Origin of the sequence: Rosistilla ulvae (genome assembly GCF_007741475.1) — a bacterium.
Classification (GTDB): Bacteria; Planctomycetota; Planctomycetia; order Pirellulales; family Pirellulaceae; genus Rosistilla; species Rosistilla ulvae.
In genome coordinates this window covers 1,338,754-1,355,885 of the sequence record NZ_CP036261.1, presented here as the reverse complement: position 1 = coordinate 1,355,885, position 17,132 = coordinate 1,338,754, and the positions used below count along the sequence as shown (strand labels likewise).

Here is a 17,132-nt window from a genome sequence, read left to right as displayed (position 1 = left end):
TCGAAGTTCCGCTACCGATAGGATAACCGGACAACGATTTTCTGCCTAACGCCCTTTTCGCGTTCTCCTAAGGCCAAGCCATTGTTGCTTTGCAAGCATCCCCCCGAGGGGGCTGACGCCGCGGCGGCGAATTCCCCGTCCAAATTCCATTCCTTCTATAGGATCTCGCCATGCCAGCCTATCGTGTCGAGCGTTCGATCTTGATCGATGCGGACGCCGAAAAAGTCTTTGATACCGTCGCCGATTTCAACACCTGGAATATCTGGTCCCCCTGGTTGGTGATCGCCCACGAAGCTGTCGTGACCGTCACCGACGATCCCAACAGCGTCGGATCGATCTATCGCTGGAACGGTGAATTTGTCGGGCGGGGGGAGGTCGAACACGCCCAACTGGACCGTCCTCGCAAAATCGTCGACACGCTGCGGTTCGAGAAGCCGTTTAAATCGACGTCGCAGGTCGAATTCCTCGTGCAAAGCGAAGCGGGCCAGACGCGGCTCTCCTGGGTGATGAATGGCAGTCTCCCCTGGTTCCTGTTCTGGATGCGCCGCAACATGGAGACATATATAGGCACGGACTACGCCCGCGGCCTAAAAATGGTCCGCGAGTACATCCAGACCGGCCGCGTGTTGTCGAAGAGCACCGTCGAGGGGATCGAAAAAATTCCGGCTCGCCGAGTCGTCGGGCTTCGCGAGTCGTGCCAACTGGAGGAGATCGGCCCGGTGATGGGCAAGACCTTCGCCCGCGTAGCCGAAGAGTTTTCTGGACACAACCTGCCGTTGGACGGTGAGATGCTGAGCGTCTACCACCCCAGCGACATGATGAAGGGGCAGTTCGAATTCACCTGCGGATATGTCGTCGATTCCGGCGTCGCGCTGCCGCCGGGGCTTGTCGAGTGCTCGATCCCAGCGGCCAAGGCGCTGCACGTCAAACACGTCGGCAGCTACGAAAACCTCGGCAATGCGTGGAGCGGTGCTCACCAGTTTGCCAACTACCGAAAACAAAAACTCGCAAAGACCGAGACGTTGGAGATCTACCGCAACACGCCGCAGGATACGGCGGACGAAGACCTTGTCACCGATATCTATCTGCCGCTGCGATAGCCTCTGCCGCTGTCGCAGCCCTGCAAAAACGAACCTCCGCTCAAACCGCCGCCAAGAATGGATCCCCATATACGAACCCCAGGGTGCTGCTGTTTAATTGAGACGGACGATCCCCGTATCGATCCCCCAAGAACAAAAAACTAACGAGCGAAGTCCCATGTCCGACGATGTCACTCCCGAAAACGAACCGGCTGCCACCGACGCGACCGCCCCACCGGCACGCAAGCCTGGGCGGAAACCGGTGATCCTTGTCGCGCTGACGCTGTTGTTCGCCGCCTTCACGATCGGCGGTCGCTACTTCATCATCGAACTGGAAGACTTGGTTGGCATCAGCATGGATGTGCTGAACGTGATCACCTTGTTCGGCACCGCGGCGCTGTTGTTGGGATGGGCAGGCTGGGCCTTGCTGATGAGCGGTTGGCGGTGGCCGCAGCGGATCGCCGTGGCGGTGATGCTGATCGGACTGCCGATTGGATTCCTGAGTCTGTTCCGTCCGGTTGGCGGCGGCGACATCGATTTCCTGCGGTTCGAACCGGTCTGGACCAAGCGAGCCCAACCGGCGGCGCTGACGGACGACGCCGCGGTGGTGACCGTCGATCTGAAAACCGAAACCCCCAACGATTTCGCTCAGTTTCTGGGGCGCGAGCAGACGGGCAGCGTCGACGCGCAGATCGATCCCGAAAAATTCGCCGACAGCCCGATCCTCTGGAAGCAGACGATCGGACTAGGGTGGCCCGGCTTCGTCGCTCGCAATGGCTTTGCTGTCACGATGGAACAGCGAGGCGTCAACGAATGTGTCAGCTGTTACCGGATCGACGATGGCACACTGGTTTGGTTGTACGAACATCCCGCTCGGCACCGCGACGCGATGAACCTGGGGCACGTCGGGCCGCGGTCGACGCCAACGATCCACGATGGCAAGGTCTACGCTGTTGGAGCGGTCGGCAATTTGGTCTGCCTGGACGGGGCCGACGGGACGCCGCTCTGGCAAGTCGATTTGAACGAGCTGTTGGAAATCGAACTGGCCGAGACGACCGACAATGATGGGCTGACGGTTCAATACGAAGCGAACACATCGCTGGCGTGGGGCAGAAGTAATTCGCCGTTGATCGTCGACGACAGCGTGATCATCGCCGGGGGCGGACCGCGCGAAGGAACCAAAGCGACACTGATGGCTTTCGATCTGCAGACGGGCGAACTGAAGTGGCGCGGCGGCGACGAGATGATCGCTTACGGATCGCCCACGATCGCGGCGGTCTCTGGCATCCGGCAGATCCTGATGACCGCCGAGAGTCAGGCGATGGGGTTTGATCCGAAAACCGGCGACGTGTTGTGGACGTTCGAACGCAGCGGCGACAGCGACGGCGGCGCGAACACTTCGCAGTTGTCGGTCGTTTCAGAGACTGACGTGATGACGACTAAAGGCTATCCCGGCGGGGGTGGCGAACGGATTCGATTGAGCGTCGACGGCGAGAAGATCACGCCCGAATCGGTCTGGTATAACGCCAGCGTTCTAAAAACGAAACTTACAAGCCCGGTGATCTATGACGGCCACGGCTATTCGCTTTCCAACGGCTTCATGGAATCGACCGACCTGAGCGATGGAACGCGGAACTGGAAACAGCGCGGCCGGTTTGGGCACGGCCAGATCCTGTTGGTCGGCGACAAGATCTTGATTCACAGCGAATCGGGAACGCTGCATTTGATCGACGCTTCGCCCGAGGAGTACCACGAGTACGGCGAGATCAAAACGATCGACGGCATCTGTTGGAACACGCTCTGTCTGTACGGATCGAAGCTGCTTGTCCGCAGCGATTTGGAAGCCGCTTGCATCGACCTGCCGATGCTCAACCAGCCGGCCGTCGACGCGGTAGCCCCTGAAAATCCCGAGCCTTAGTCTCCACGTCCGCCTCTCCGCGGTCGCGGATCTGCGATCGCGAGCGTCCGCTCCCGGGCCGCGACCTGAAATCTTCAATGCCCTCCCCCGCCAGCCCGCTCGAAAATCCGAACGCCGCGCCGCCAAGCCTCGCTGAAAGCCAGGCCTACTGCCGACGTTATGCGCGCGCGCGACGGGAGAACTTTGTCGTCGCCAGTTGCTGTCTGCCGCGCGATCTCCGCCAGGACTTCTACAACCTCTACACCTACTGTCGCACCGCGGACGATCTGGCCGACGAGATCGCTTCGCCCGCCGAGAGTCTCTACCTGTTGGATCTCTGGCAACAACAGCTCGAAAGCTGCTACGACGATCAACCGCCCCACATCGCTTTTGTGGCGTTGCAGTCGACGATCGAGCGGTTTTCGATTCCGCGTGAGCCGTTTCTGGATCTATTGACAGCCTTTCGCCGCGACCAAGACCAATCGCGATACGCGACTCAAGAAGAGCTGGCCGATTATTGCCGCTATTCCGCCAACCCGGTCGGCCATTTGATCCTGCACTTGGCGGATGCCTTCGATTCTTCGCGGGCATCGCTCTCCGATTCGATCTGTACCGGGTTGCAGCTCGCGAATCATTGGCAGGACGTTGGCGAGGATTTTCGTCGCGGGCGAATCTATCTGCCGCAAGACCGCTGCGAGGCGTTGGGCGTTACCGAAGCGATGCTCGCCGCGCCGACAGCGTCCACGGAATTGAAGGCGCTCGTTTCCGAGCAGGTCGAAATCGCAAGCCGCTTGTTTGAGGATGGCCGCCCGCTGTTGGAACATGTTCCCCGCTGGCTGCGGTTGGATTTGGAGTTGATCCTTGCGGGCGGCGAAGCGGCACTGCAAGCGATCCGCGATGCCGATTTTGATATCCTGGGCAATCGGTGCAAAGTGCCGTTGAAGACGCGGTTCGCCTGGGTCGCGCGTACCGCTTGGCTGCAGTGGTCTGCCCGATGAACAATTCTCCCGCTTCGATCGACGCCAGCTATGCCGTAGCCGCTCGCGTGGCTCGGCAAGCAGCCAGCAGCTTCTATCCTTCGTTCTGGCTGCTACCGCGAGCCAAGCGACAAGCGATGTGCGCGTTCTACGCTTTTGCTCGACTGACCGACGACGCCGCCGATGCGGCGGGGGAGATCGCCGACAAGCGACGCTGGCTGGAGGATTGGAGGCGGTTGATCGAGTCAACCGTCGCGGAGGATCAGCTCCCGCAAGCGTTTCCCACACATTCTGCGGATGCCGAATCGCTGCAGCGGTCCGAGCAGGCAATGCAGATCCTGCCCGCGTTGCAGCACGCGCAGCAACGCTACGCGATCGCTCCGACGCTGCTGCTCGAAATCATCGACGGCGCACTCGCCGACCAGAAGGACCAATCGATCACAACGCAACAGGAACTGGACACCTATTGCTACCAAGTCGCATCGACTGTTGGGCTGGTCTGTCTGCAGATTTGGGAGTTCCAAGGGGAAGCGACTCAGCAGGCGGCGATCGATTGTGGCAAAGCGTTCCAGTTGACGAACATCTTGCGCGACGTCCGCGAAGACCTGCAGCGTGGGCGATGTTATCTGCCGCAGGCGGATCTGCAGCGGTTTGGCGTCGATCCGCAGCGGCCCGCCGACGAACAACAGCCAGCTTGGGAAGAACTGCTGAGGTATTACGGTGACCGCGCCGAGTCGTATTACCAGCAGGGTTGGCTCGCTTGGGATGGCATCCATGCCGACGGGCGACCGATGTTCAGCATGATGTGGCACAGCTATCACGCGTTGTTGAAGAAGATCCGCCAGCAACCGCTGCAGGTTTTGCAGCGACGTGTGCGACTGACGTGGCGGCAGAAAATGAACATCGCCGCTAGCCACTTTGTCCCCGGCTATCCGCGGCGGCTTGCCGTTGTGGCGACTCGCCGCGATGAAGAGGCTTGATCGATGGAGACGGCACCGCCACGCGTCGCGATCGTCGGAGGAGGATTGGCCGGGATGGCCGCTGCGCTGGGACTGTCGCAGGCCGGATTCAAGGTGACGCTAATCGAAGCTCGCAGCAAAACCGGCGGCCGCGCGGGTTCCTTCATCGATCCTACCACGGGGGCGGAGATCGATTATTGCCAACACGTCGGTATGGGCTGCTGCACGAACCTGCTGGACCTTTTGAAGCGGACGGGCCAGTTGGACGCTTGGCGGCGTTATCGATCACTGACGTTCATCGGTCCCGAGGGGCAAGTCTGTCCATTTGCCCGATCGCGTTGGATGCCCGCTCCGCTGCATCTGATGAAGGCGTTTTCGGGCTTAAGCTACCTGTCGCAAGATCTTCGCAAAACGATCGCTCATGGAATTTGGAAACTGATGCGTCTGCGTCCGGAAGACCAAGCGAACTGGCCGACGATGCGGGATTGGTTGACCGCCGCGGGGCAATCCGAATCGGCGATCCGGGAATTCTGGGACGTGATTTTGGTCAGCGCCCTCGGGGAGGCGACCGATCGCGTCGCTGTCGCTCCGGCCCGGAAGGTCCTTGTCGACGGCTTCCTTTCGCACCGCGATGCGGGTGACGTCTGGGTGCCTCAGTTGCCTCTTTCGGTCCTGTTTGGTCAACGCTTGCCCGACGACTTAACCCGGCGTGGCGTCGAGATCCGATTGTCGGCGCGGGCAACCGGGATCGAGAGTCACGGCGGACGGGCGACCGGCGTGCGGTTGAGCGATGGTTCGACGATCGCCGCCGATTATCTGCTGATCGCGACACCGTGGCACCAATTGCAAAATGTATTGGGGGACGCCAGCGATGCGGTCGACGATGGCGAATCGATCGCATTGATCCCCGCGTCGCCGATCACGGGGATCCATTTGTGGTGCGACCGGCCGCTGACCGATGCGGATCACTTAGTTTTTGTCGACCGAACGATCCAGTGGCTGTTCCGTCCCACGTTTGCAAGCGATCAAACGGGTAGGATCTATCATCAAATCGTGATCAGCGGATCGCGCGACTTGCCGCCGCGGCAACAACTGTTGGACCAAGTCGTCAACGAACTTCGCGAATTGCTACCCGCAGCCCGCGACGCCAACGTTGTCGATTCGCGGATCGTGACCGATCCCAAATCGGTCTTCTCGGTCTCGCGGGAGACTGAAAAACGTCGCCCCGCCGCGACGACACGCTTGCCAAATCTGTGGCTTGCTGGCGACTGGACCGCCACCGGTTGGCCCGCGACGATGGAATCGGCCGTGATCGGCGGCTATCGCGCGGCCGACCAGATCGCCGACACCTTGGGGCGGCCCTGCGGAAATGAGCAGCCGGCGTTGGCGACGTCCTGGCTCGCCAAACTTTTGATTCGATAGAACACGACCGCAGCGGGCGAGTTCACCAATCTTCCGGCGCATGGTGTCGCGAAGGCTTCTCGGTGGGACTCTATTTCTTCTTGCGACGTTGCGTGATCAAGGCATGCACGACATCGCTGCGGCGGACGACCCCTAGCAATTCATGCGGCTCGGCGCTGGTGACCACGGGAATACAGTCGTCGGTTTCAGCTTGAAAAAGTTCGAACGCGCGAGAAGCGGGTTCGTCGGGATACAACATCACCGTCGTTTCGCTGATAAGGTCTTCGGCGCGAACCAGTTGCGAAGCACTGAGGTCGAACATCACATCGCTCAACAATGGATAACGAATCACTCCAACGACACTCATCCGATCGTCGACGACCGGATAGGTATTGTCGTGACTGTGTTCGATATGATCGATCACGTCGTCGAAGCGGGCCGATTGATGAATCCCTTTGGTCTTGCGAACTAACTTGTTCACACTCACTCCATTCATGGCCCCGTTGGGAGCCGCCGTTCCCCAGACCGCCGATCGAAAGCGGTCGCCAACACTGCGAACCTGCTCCAAAGGAGAGCGTGGGGCGTGGTTGATCGCTTGAGCCAAAGGAACTTCGCCTGTTTCCAACAACGATTTGCGAATGAACAACGGACCGATGATTTCGAACAAAACAACCGATCCGAGGATGATGTCTTGGACCGGTTTGCCCAGTTCGGGGTTGCGGGCCACCGCGATCGTCGAGAGCGCGATCGCCGCTCCCGCTTGCGCAAACAGACAACTGCCCAACCAATGCCGGACTTCCAACGGTTGCCGCGTCAGCCGTGCCGCCAGATAGACCCCCGACCATTTACCAACGAGTCGAAAGACGACATACACCGCCCCCAAGGTGCCAGCGGCCAGAAAGGCGTGCAGATCGAGTTCGGTTCCATGCACGGCAAAAAACAAGACGGCCAGAAGTCCGGAGAGATGGTCGAGCTCGTCCCCAATCTTCGATTTGGAATCGGACGTATTGGCGACCGTCACCCCCATCACAAAGAAGGTCAACATATAAGGAATCTGCAGCGATTCGTTGACGCCCAATAAAAACGTCGCCGTCGCAACCAACAGCACCAGCCAACGCTTGATGTTAAGCAACCCGCAGCCATAGCTGACGATGACACCGCCGACCACGCCCAGGGCGATCGAGCCCGCGATATTCAGCAACACATTGCCAACTTGCCCCCACAATGACGATTCGAGCTGCCCTTGGGTCAGCTGGATCGCGAGGAACCCAAATTCGAACAAGACGATACAGGCAAAGTTGTTTATCGCCACCAAAAAACCGGTGCTTTCGGTGACCGGCCCCTCGGAACGAAACTCTTTCAGCACCAAGATTGTCGTCGCCGGCGCGGTCGCGACCGCCAAGCATGCCAACAACAAGGCCATGCTTCCCGAGCAGCCAAACATCAACAGACCGACCAACACCAAACCAAACGTGGCGCAGATCTCCGCTCCGGAAAGGACCAAACAGCGGCCGGCAATGCGGCGAAATTTGGTGAACGTGAACTCGCAGCCAAGATTGAACAAGACGACAGCCATCGCCAGCTTGAGCATCGGATCGAAATGCTCAAGGTGCTCCTGCGGGACCCAATCCATCAAACTGGGGCCGACAAGCAACCCCACCAGCAGGTACGCAGTCACTTTGGGCAGATGCAACACATCAGCAAACACCCCCGCAGCCAGGCAAGCGCCAAGCAGCAATCCGAGAGTGCCGGTAATGTGGAGATGAAAGTCAGCCATCGAGCCTCGTTGCCTTGCAGGAAGTCCGTTCCCACTGCGGTTGTCGCCATCGGACAACCATTCGTCAGACCAAATGTTAACTCAGGGCGACGGCAAGGGACAGCTGAGAATTTCGAATGCGTCGGGGTAGTCCAACATTCTCGCCTGAGAGCTTTTGTGAATGTTTAGATAAATCTTCGCCACCGGCGCATCACAGAGACAGCCAAACCTCTGGTCCCGATCCTTCTCTTTGCACGATGCGATGTCCATCGATTCGCTCTCCAAGATTGCCGACTTCCACACCGAACTGCTCGCCATGCAGCGACTGGGCTTGCCGCTGGAACTCGGTTTTGCCGGACCTGCCCACAAGCTTCCGGCGCAGCTGGCGCAAATCCAACGCCGGTTGGCATTGCGAATCGAACGGCAGGGCGAGCTCACCGAAGCGATTGCCAGCGACCCCGATCTACCCAAACCGTATCGATCGGCGTTGAGCACTTGGATTCAGTGCGAACAACCGACCGAAGTCTTCGACCAGTTGTCCGATGCCGCCGCAGCTCGCCGCGAATTGCATGGCGAGATGGGGATCGCAATGCTTGGCCCGTTGATCGTCCTCGCGTTGGTCTATCTGGGGTTAATCTCATTATGTTTGTTTGTCGCCCCGCAACTGGAATCTCTATACGAACAACTGTGGCAACCGATCAGCGGCAGCCTGCGATTGGTTGGGATGCTGCGCGACGCGATGCCGATTTGGGTGCCTGGGGTGCCGATCGTCACGATTGCTGCCATCGCCTGGTGGTCGTTGCGGCCCATGCGTTCTCGGTTCGGATGGTTGCTTGGGGGGCGACACTATTTCACGTCGATTCAAACCGCCGCCTACGCCCGACATGTCGCGGCCTTGCTGGACGCTGGCGATTCGACCGGGCAAGCGTTGGCGAGCGTCGGTCCGCTGCGTCTACAGAACGACGATCTCGATGGCGACCTGGCTACAGCCAACGTCTACCTGAGCACGGCGGAGGAGATCGGCCAACAGGTTCCAATGGATGACCCAGCGATCGCGGCATTGCCGCCGATGCTGCGATGGGGATTGGTCGGTCGGCTGGAAAACCAGTCGCGGGCGCAGGTGTTGCGGCAAGTTGCCGCGATCTACAGCGATTCGGCGGTAGATCAGGCAAGGCGTTGGCGTGTGATGTTACCGATGGTGTTGAGCGGTGGGATCGGCGGCCTGTTGGTGCTCGCATACGCGCTTGGACTGATGCTTCCCTACATCGACTTGCTTTACAAAATCGCAACCCAGGTGGCCGATTAACCCAATGTCCACGTTTCATGATCAAATCGAAGCGACGCTTGCTCGACGCGAGCTTCTCATTCCGCCGCTGGTCGCGATGGCCGACGAGATGTCTGCTGGCTGGGGCAAACGCGACCTGAATGAGTTGATCGATCTGCTGCGCAATGAAACCGATGTCCAGGCGTGGCTGCAACATCCGCGAGCTGCGGCTTGGTTGCCGGTGATCGTCGGCGGTTTCAATCCCGCCGAAACGCCACAGCGGATCCATTCGCTATTTACTCAAACGATGCGGCAACAACAGCGGCAGCGGCAACGGAGGGCGAGTTTGCTGTACCCGATGTTGATCTTGGGACTGACGGGAATCGTAGGGCTGGCGTTGAGCTGGTTTGTTGTCCCGACCTTCGCAGCGATGTACCGCGATTTTGGCTTGAATCAGCCTCTGCCGACGCGGATCGCCGTGGCAATCTCCGACCGATTGATCCAAGCCCCGTTGCAACAGTTGTTGATCGCCGCAGCAGCGATTGCATCGGCCGTCGCGATCTACCGCTGGTGGCTACGAAGTCCGCTGTGCGCGCAACTCTTCAGCCTCAAGGGGAGCACGCGCAAAGTGCAAGCGATGGCGCAAGCGATCGGATCGGTCGCCGAACTGATCAGCATCGGCGCGTCGCCACCCGAAGCGCTTCGGATCAGCGGTCGTGGCTGCGGACATCCACTGTATCAACGCGAACTCGAATCGTTGGCGACGGCGGCGGAAACCTCCAGCGCCGACTGGACTCAGATCAACGCAACCATCTATTTCCCAGCCAACTTACTGCTGGCCCTGCACCCCAACGACGCGGGCCTTCCCAACATTCGCCTGCTGCGCGAACTGGCGCTGATGTATCACGAGCGTGCCACGCAACGGATCGATTGGCTGCGATGGTTGATCGGTCCGCTGGCACTGGTTGCCGTCGCGTCGATTGTCATATTTGTTGTTGTCGCTCTATTCATGCCTTGGGGTTCGCTGATCGTCGCGTTGTGACAACGTTCCTCGGCCGTTTCCCCAATCGTTTCCAAGTTCAATTCCCCGCCAGCTCACGCAACCATTCAAGTGCGTTTTGTAGATGAAACTTCCATTCAACGAACAGAACTTCCCCACCGCAAATCGTGCCGGCCGCAAGCTTGCACGAGGGCTGCGGGCGATCGGTCGCCTGGAAATCGGTGGAAACCTTCCTGGACGGCGATGGCGACTTTCGTCGCGAATTGCCAACGAACCGTTGGCGGCAAAGCAACGAACGCTGCTTCGCGTCTTAGCCATCGCCCACAGCGAAGGACAGCCGACGCCCCAGTGGGTTGAAAACTTGGCCGATGAACATCACGGTCGCTATCGACGCCGCTTGCTGCGTCTGACACGCCGCCTAGAATCGGGAGCGTCGCTTGTCGACGCGTTGGAACAGACCCCCGATGCGCTCAGCGACCAAATGGTCCTCGCAATTCGGTTTGGCTATCAATCGGGAACGCTTCGGGAGACATTCGATCAATTATTGGCAACGCCTGCCGACGACGGAGGGGCGATCCCGACAGTTCGTCACAGCATGTTTTACCTGGCGGGATCGATGTTGATGTACTTTTTGATCGTCAGTTTCCTATTCCTCAGGATCCTCTCAACGCTGCTGCAAATCGCCAACGAGTTTGAATGGGAGCCCCCGGCGGCGATACGGACTTTGGTCGCCGCAGGTCGCTTCTTCGAAAGCACTTTTTTGCTATGGGTGTTGCTGGGATTTGCCGCTCTACGATTGGTCACATCGGGCGTGATGCAACGATTTTATCGACGCGTCTGGGCCTCGCGACTGCTGCGTCCGGTCGTTCGTTTGCGTTCGGCGGAGCTGCTGCGATTGTTGTCGCCAGCGGTTGCCTCGGGCCGGCCTTTGGGAGGTGCGTTGTCGACGCTGGCACGCCACCACTACGACCGCAACGTACGAGCCAAACTGTTGTTCGCCCGAAACGAAGTCGAGCAGGGATCCGACCCGTGGAGTTCGTTGTCGGTGGCCGGGCTATTACAACGCGATGAGTCCCAGGCGTTGGCCGGTTCGACATCCAACAGGACGCGTGCCTGGTTGATGCACCGTCTGGCCGATCGACATCAACGTCAGTTTGGACGTCGCGTCACGTTACTGCTGTCGCTGCTACAACCGGCGATCGTGCTCGCGATGGCCGCGATCGTGGCTTGGATTGGATTTGCGTTTTTTGGGTTCCTTAGCGGAATCATCCTCATCTTGGCGTGAGCTTACGTTTTGTCGACGTCATTGTTTTCGATTGCATTGTGAAGATTTGATTTAGGAGTTCCGACGATCATGTGTTTTCGCCACACCTTCAATCGCTGCCAATCGCCGCCGCGGCGGGGTTGTCGACGCGGCGGTGGTTCGATGATCGAACTTGTCGTCTCCGCGACGCTGCTTGTCGCGTTGATCGGTACGTTTGCGCCGATGTCGCTGAGCGCAGGACGGTTGTGGCAGCAGACGCGCCATCATCAACTGGCGCTCGACGAACTCTCAAATCACTTGGATCGCTTGCTCGCACTTCCCGAGGACCAACGCAATGCGGAGATCGAGTCGTTGGAGCCATCGGCAGCCGCGCAAGCCGCGCTGCCCGACGCCCGTTTGACGGCGGTCGAAGTGAGCGATGGCGATGGCGTTCGTTTAACGATCCAAATCGACTGGCAACGACAAACGCCAGCGCAGCCTCTGTCGCTGACAGGATGGATCCGGGGGACCCACGATGAATAATCCAACCGTCCAATCCCAACATGCCTATACAACCTGCCGCCGCAGCGCGATCGTTCGCCCTGGTTTCACATTGATCGAACTGATCATGGCGATGTCGATCGGCAGTGTATTGATGCTGTTGGCGATCGGTGTGGTCCATCAGGCGCTGACCTTTTCCAAATTGGGGCAGGGGAGGGCGGATCAAGATCGCACCCTGGTTCGACTGGACCGCCAGTTTCGAAACGACGTTCATCGCAGTCGCGGTTTTGAATTGACAGATCGTCAGACGGTGGAACTGACGATCGACGACAACCGCCGTGTCGTCTATGCAATCGATGAAAACCAGATCCAACGCCACACCGCGGACGACGGCAAACAGCAAGACCGCGAACTGTTTTTGCTGGACGACCGATCGACCATCGAACTGCAAATGCTCGACGCGCCACAGCGGCTGGGAATCGTGGTTCGCAGCGACACGGGCCTGCAGGGCGTACCGCAACGAACCGACCGACAAATCGTGGCCGTCCCCGGCCTGCTGTACCAACAATTGCCCAATCGGGACACAAGCCCGCCCGACGCGGAAGAGACATCCGACGCAGGAGACCAAGCTCGATGAACGCTTTGAAATGCCAACATCGCCGCGGCGCGATCGCGGTTGCGATGTTGGTCTGCATGTTGATCGCGACCACCCTGGCAGCCAGCACGTTGCATAGCGCCCTGCACAGCCGCCGGGAAACGGGGCGAATGCGGCAACTGCGACAGACCGAATTGCTGCTGGATGCCGGGATATTGCGTGCGGCAGAGAAATGGACGCGCGACCGAACCTATCGCGGGGAGACCTGGCGTCCAACCAACAGCATGCCACACGATGGCGATGCGGTCGTGAAGATCGACGTTTCCGGCGATGCTGAAGCGCCCCAGGTGCATGTCGTTGCCAGCATCGAACCCGACAGCAATTTTTCGGCGCGAACTCAACGCTCGACGCGTCTTGAATTCCCCTGGCCGTCGAACCGATCGCGATGAATCGTTCAAGCCCATCCTTTTCTTTTGAAATCCTCCCTCGATCCAAATCCCCTTCAACCACGAGAACAATCATGAACCGAGTGTCAGATCTTTATCGCGGCGGTGCCCGCCGTCGCGGCTTCACCCTGGTCGAACTGTTGGTCGTGATCGCGATCATCGGCATCTTGGTCGGGCTGCTGCTGCCGGCTGTGCAAGCGGCTCGCGAAGCAGCTCGCCGCTGCCAATGCATGAACAACCTCACGCAGCTGGGCTTGGCGATGCATCATCATGAATTCAGCACCGAACATCTTCCGTCGGGAGTGATCAATCCGGATGGACCAATCCGCAGCGCAGAATCGGGGCAACACATCAGTTGGGTCGTGCAGATCTTGCCATTTATCGAACAGCATGCGTTGTACAACCACTTCGATCAGGCGGCCGGCGCGTACGCCGCGGTCAATCGCGAGGCCCGCGAACAACGGATCGCGACGATGTATTGCCCCTCGTATCCAGGCAACAATTATGGCGGCAGAACCGAAGCGGGAGAAATTGTCAGTGGCAACTACGCCGGATGTCACCACGACGTCGAAGCTCCGATCGATGCCAACGACAACGGATTGCTGTTCCTCAACAGCGAGATCCGCTACAGCCAGATTCCCGACGGCAGCACCCAGACGATCCTATTGGGCGAATCGTTGCCGTTTGCCAACGATCTCGGCTGGGCCTCTGGCACGCGGGCGACGCTGCGGAACACGGGAACACCGATCGCTGCGTATAACCCGCGGCACCAATTGGTCGATCAAGAGCAACCCGCCCCGTCGGAGGAGCCTTTATATGTAGGGGGCTTCGGCAGCTGCCATCCCGGCGGCGCCCAGTTTTCCTTCGCCGATGGTTCGACGCGGTTCTTGAACCAATCGATCGATCCAGAACTGCTTCGTCGCTATGGCAACCGTCGCGATGGCGAATTGACAGGCTGGGAATAACCGCAGCACGCCCCTCACGGACACAGGGCTGCAGGGCTATTCACTGCTTCGAACTGGAGCGTCTCTGAAAATGGTAACACGACGCGTAAGCGAGGAATTCACGCGGTGCCTCGCTTACGCATCGCGGGTTATCAAGAGTGCCTAACCCCAAACAGTGATTTGTCCTGAGGTAGCAAACCTTTGCTAGGTAACAATCCGCCTCGAAACATTAGTACAATAAACGCGGTGAACCTCGCCGAACACAAAAGTTTTCATTCGCCGAGTTGTTCCCCATTAAGCGAAGTGGCCAGGCAACAAGGGGCCACGCCACCCCACTGCAGCACCACTAAAGACACCTCCCGCGACATAACTGTCTCAGCACCCCCTCGACGCCCACTCAATCTGAGGTAAATTTTGGGGCAAACGCAACGGCCTCGCAGCTGCGGGGTAGCAGTCGATTTCGTTGCGTCGCTCGCAATCCCCCTCCCCACAAGATCGCTTCACGGCGGCGTGCTGCCCCAGCACGTAGACAACTGAGACAAAGGAAGTCAGCAATGAACGCAGGCATTGTATGGTTGGTTTGTTTTGCATCGGCTATCGCAGCCCTCGTTTGGGCGCGGCGGTTTTATACCGCGATGATGGAGGCCGATGAAGGAACCGATCTGATGCGAGAAATCGCAGAGAGTGTTCGCCAAGGGGCTGACGCCTATCTGAAGCAACAGTACCGCTGGGTCACGATCGTCTTTGTTGTTGTCGCGGCGCTGCTGTCGGTGGCGGCATACGGCTTCGGTTTGCAGAGCGGATTTGTGCCGATCGCGTTTGTCACCGGCGGCTTCTTCTCCGGGCTGTGCGGTTGGTTTGGGATGAAGACGGCGACGCAGGCGAGCAGCCGGACCGCCGCCGCGGCTCGCCATTCCTTAGACCAAGGCTTGCAGATCGCCTTTCGCAGCGGTGCGGTGATGGGGCTGACAGTCGTCGGAATGGGGCTGATCTACATCACCGTCTGGTTTGCGATCCTGTATTGGATCTGCCCGATGTTGGGGCATCCCCTGTCGCTGCAACAGATCTCGATCGCGATGCTCAGCTTCGGGATGGGAGCCAGTGCGCAAGCGCTGTTCGCTCGCGTCGGCGGCGGAATCTTTACCAAAGCGGCCGATGTCGGAGCCGACCTTGTGGGCAAAGTCGAATCGGACATGCGAGAGGATTCGCCGCAAAATCCGGCCACGATCGCCGATAACGTCGGCGACAACGTCGGCGATGTCGCGGGGATGGGAGCGGATCTCTATGAGTCGTATTGTGGTTCGATCCTGGCCGCATCGGCCCTCGGCGTGGCGGCGATGAGCAATCCGGCGCTGATGCCCGAAGGGGTCTCGGTCGAATCGGCCCAGTTGGACGCGATGTTGTTGCCGATGGCGATCTCGGGCGTCGGCATCCTGTTGTCGATCGCTGGCATCTATCGTGTCCGGACCGGCGAAAACACTTCGCAAACACAACTGCTGCACGCGTTGGCTCGCGGTATCAATTTTTCAGCCGCCTTGGTCGTCGTCGCGGCGGTGTTGGTCAGTCTGTGGCTGATGCCTCGTATTCCCGGCACCATGCTGTGGGGCGTGTTGCCCGGCGTGGCGGTCAGCATCATCGTGGGACTGGGAGCTGGATGGTTGATCGGCAAGTGGACCGAATACGCGACGAGCGACGAAGAGCAACCGACGCGGAAGCTGGCCGAACAAGCGGAGACCGGGCCGGCGACGCTGATCATCTGCGGCATCGCCGACGGCATGATGAGTGTTTGGGTGCCGGTGATCATCGTCTGTGCTGCGACGCTGGCCGCGTACGGCTTCGCCTGTGGCGGTCACTTCAACAACTTTCAATACTTCCCGCTGGGCCTGTACGGCGTTGGCATCGCCGCGGTCGGGATGCTCAGCACGCTCGGGATCACGCTGGCGACTGACGCCTACGGACCGATCGCTGACAATGCCGGCGGCAACGCGGAGATGGCGGGACTGGAAGAAACCGTTCGCCAACGGACCGACGCGTTGGACAGCTTGGGCAACACGACGGCGGCCACCGGTAAAGGCTTTGCGATCGGTTCGGCAGCGCTAACGGCGTTGGCGTTGTTGGCGGCGTATGTCGAAGGAGTCCGCGACGGCTTCGATCGCTGGGCGACGGCGGAAGTGGTCCAGATCGATGAAGATGGTCTGTATAAGATCGCACCGTCGTTTGCACTCGAAAAGGCGGGCGAAGAGATCACCCCTCTGCTGTTGATGCCAACCACATCGCTCGATCCGACGTCGCTGGACGGCTGGAATGCGATCGACACGTCGACGGGGCCGGCGCGGATCGACGCGGCGGTAGTCTCACAAATCGAAAACGGTGCCCCTCTGCTCGCGTCGACTCAGGAAAACCTGATCTCCACGCGAACCGCGACGATCCGCGACTTCATGCGTTATTACGACGGCTCGCTGATGAATCCGCGCGTCCTGGTCGGGATGTTCATGGGTGCGATGGCGACGTTCCTGTTCTGTGCGATGACGATGAAAGCTGTCGGCCGCGCCGCTCAAGGGATGGTCCTGGAAGTCCGCCGTCAATTGAAAGAGAACCCGGGGATCAAGACGGGCGAAGTCAAACCCGATTACCAGCGGCCGGTGGCGATCAGCACCAAAGCGGCGCAGCGCGAGATGGTGTTGCCAAGCTTGATCGGGTTGTTGTTGCCGATCGTGATCGGATTGGTGTTGGGCGTGGCGGGCGTGATCGGTTTGTTGGCGGGATGTTTGACTAGCGGGTTCTGTCTGGCGATCTTCATGTCCAACGCGGGTGGTTCTTGGGATAACGCCAAGAAATACATCGAGAGCGGGGCGCATGGCGGCAAGGGGAGCGAGGCGCACAAAGCGGCAGTTGTCGGCGATACCGTCGGCGATCCGTTCAAAGATACCAGCGGCCCCAGCCTGAACATCCTGATCAAATTGATGAGCATGGTCAGCGTCGTCGTCGCCGGCCTCGTCGTCCGCTTCAGCCTGGTCGCAATGGGCATTCTGTAGCGTGCTTGGTGAGAAGCGTATTTCAATTTGCAAGC

The 17,132-nt window shown here is 59.5% G+C and carries 14 protein-coding genes; 13 read left to right on the top strand and 1 reads right to left on the bottom strand.

The annotated features are described in order from the left end of the window. Positions 1-170: 170 nt before the first annotated feature. From EC9_RS04960 to hpnE, 5 genes are all read left to right on the top strand, one after another. Positions 171-1,100 carry an SRPBCC family protein gene (locus tag EC9_RS04960; RefSeq protein ID WP_145342876.1) on the top strand — a complete coding sequence of 310 codons (930 nt, stop codon included), beginning with the start codon at positions 171-173 and terminating at the stop codon, positions 1,098-1,100. Between the two features lie 157 nt (positions 1,101-1,257). Continuing rightward, complete coding sequence (locus tag EC9_RS04955) at positions 1,258-2,997, top strand: outer membrane protein assembly factor BamB family protein (protein WP_145342874.1); 1,740 nt, start codon at positions 1,258-1,260, stop codon at positions 2,995-2,997. Between the two features lie 77 nt (positions 2,998-3,074). Next, entirely contained in the window at positions 3,075-3,974 is a 900-nt protein-coding gene (gene hpnC / locus EC9_RS04950; RefSeq protein WP_145342872.1) for a squalene synthase HpnC, read from the top strand. Beyond that, positions 3,971-4,933, top strand: a complete 963-nt coding sequence (locus EC9_RS04945; RefSeq protein ID WP_145342869.1) for a phytoene/squalene synthase family protein — start codon at positions 3,971-3,973, stop codon at positions 4,931-4,933. The genes hpnC and EC9_RS04945 overlap by 4 nt, the downstream gene beginning before the upstream one ends. Before the next feature lie 3 nt (positions 4,934-4,936). After that, positions 4,937-6,334: a hydroxysqualene dehydroxylase HpnE gene (gene hpnE / locus EC9_RS04940; RefSeq protein ID WP_145342867.1), complete on the top strand. Its 1,398-nt coding sequence runs from the start codon at positions 4,937-4,939 to the stop codon at positions 6,332-6,334. A 70-nt stretch (positions 6,335-6,404) separates the two neighbouring features. Here hpnE and EC9_RS04935 read toward each other — a convergent pair whose 3' ends face one another. Beyond that, the gene (locus EC9_RS04935; protein ID WP_145342865.1) at positions 6,405-8,090 is read right to left on the bottom strand and encodes a cation:proton antiporter domain-containing protein; all 1,686 of its coding nucleotides are present in this window, start codon (positions 8,088-8,090) and stop codon (positions 6,405-6,407) included. Positions 8,091-8,331: 241 nt separating this feature from the next. Between EC9_RS04935 and EC9_RS04930 the strand changes: the two genes are divergently transcribed. From EC9_RS04930 to EC9_RS04895, 8 genes are all read left to right on the top strand, one after another. After that, on the top strand, positions 8,332-9,375 hold the full coding sequence (locus EC9_RS04930; protein WP_145342863.1) for a type II secretion system F family protein: 1,044 nt from the start codon (positions 8,332-8,334) through the stop codon (positions 9,373-9,375). Between the two features lie 4 nt (positions 9,376-9,379). Beyond that, positions 9,380-10,375 carry a type II secretion system F family protein gene (locus EC9_RS04925; protein WP_145342861.1) on the top strand — a complete coding sequence of 332 codons (996 nt, stop codon included), beginning with the start codon at positions 9,380-9,382 and terminating at the stop codon, positions 10,373-10,375. 82 nt (positions 10,376-10,457) lie between these two features. Next, positions 10,458-11,618 carry a type II secretion system F family protein gene (locus EC9_RS04920; protein WP_145342859.1) on the top strand — a complete coding sequence of 387 codons (1,161 nt, stop codon included), beginning with the start codon at positions 10,458-10,460 and terminating at the stop codon, positions 11,616-11,618. Positions 11,619-11,687: 69 nt separating this feature from the next. Beyond that, positions 11,688-12,119 (top strand): hypothetical protein, encoded by a 432-nt coding sequence (locus EC9_RS04915; protein ID WP_145342857.1) that lies wholly within the window; start codon positions 11,688-11,690, stop codon positions 12,117-12,119. Next, positions 12,112-12,714: a PulJ/GspJ family protein gene (locus EC9_RS04910; RefSeq protein WP_145342855.1), complete on the top strand. Its 603-nt coding sequence runs from the start codon at positions 12,112-12,114 to the stop codon at positions 12,712-12,714. Before EC9_RS04915 ends, EC9_RS04910 begins: the two co-directional genes overlap by 8 nt. Then, positions 12,711-13,121, top strand: a complete 411-nt coding sequence (locus EC9_RS04905; RefSeq protein WP_145342853.1) for a hypothetical protein — start codon at positions 12,711-12,713, stop codon at positions 13,119-13,121. Before EC9_RS04910 ends, EC9_RS04905 begins: the two co-directional genes overlap by 4 nt. A 71-nt stretch (positions 13,122-13,192) precedes the next feature. Next, complete coding sequence (locus EC9_RS04900) at positions 13,193-14,083, top strand: DUF1559 domain-containing protein (RefSeq protein WP_145342851.1); 891 nt, start codon at positions 13,193-13,195, stop codon at positions 14,081-14,083. A gap of 533 nt (positions 14,084-14,616) precedes the next feature. Continuing rightward, positions 14,617-17,097 (top strand): sodium-translocating pyrophosphatase, encoded by a 2,481-nt coding sequence (locus EC9_RS04895; RefSeq protein ID WP_145342849.1) that lies wholly within the window; start codon positions 14,617-14,619, stop codon positions 17,095-17,097. The last annotated feature ends 35 nt before the right edge of the window (positions 17,098-17,132 follow it).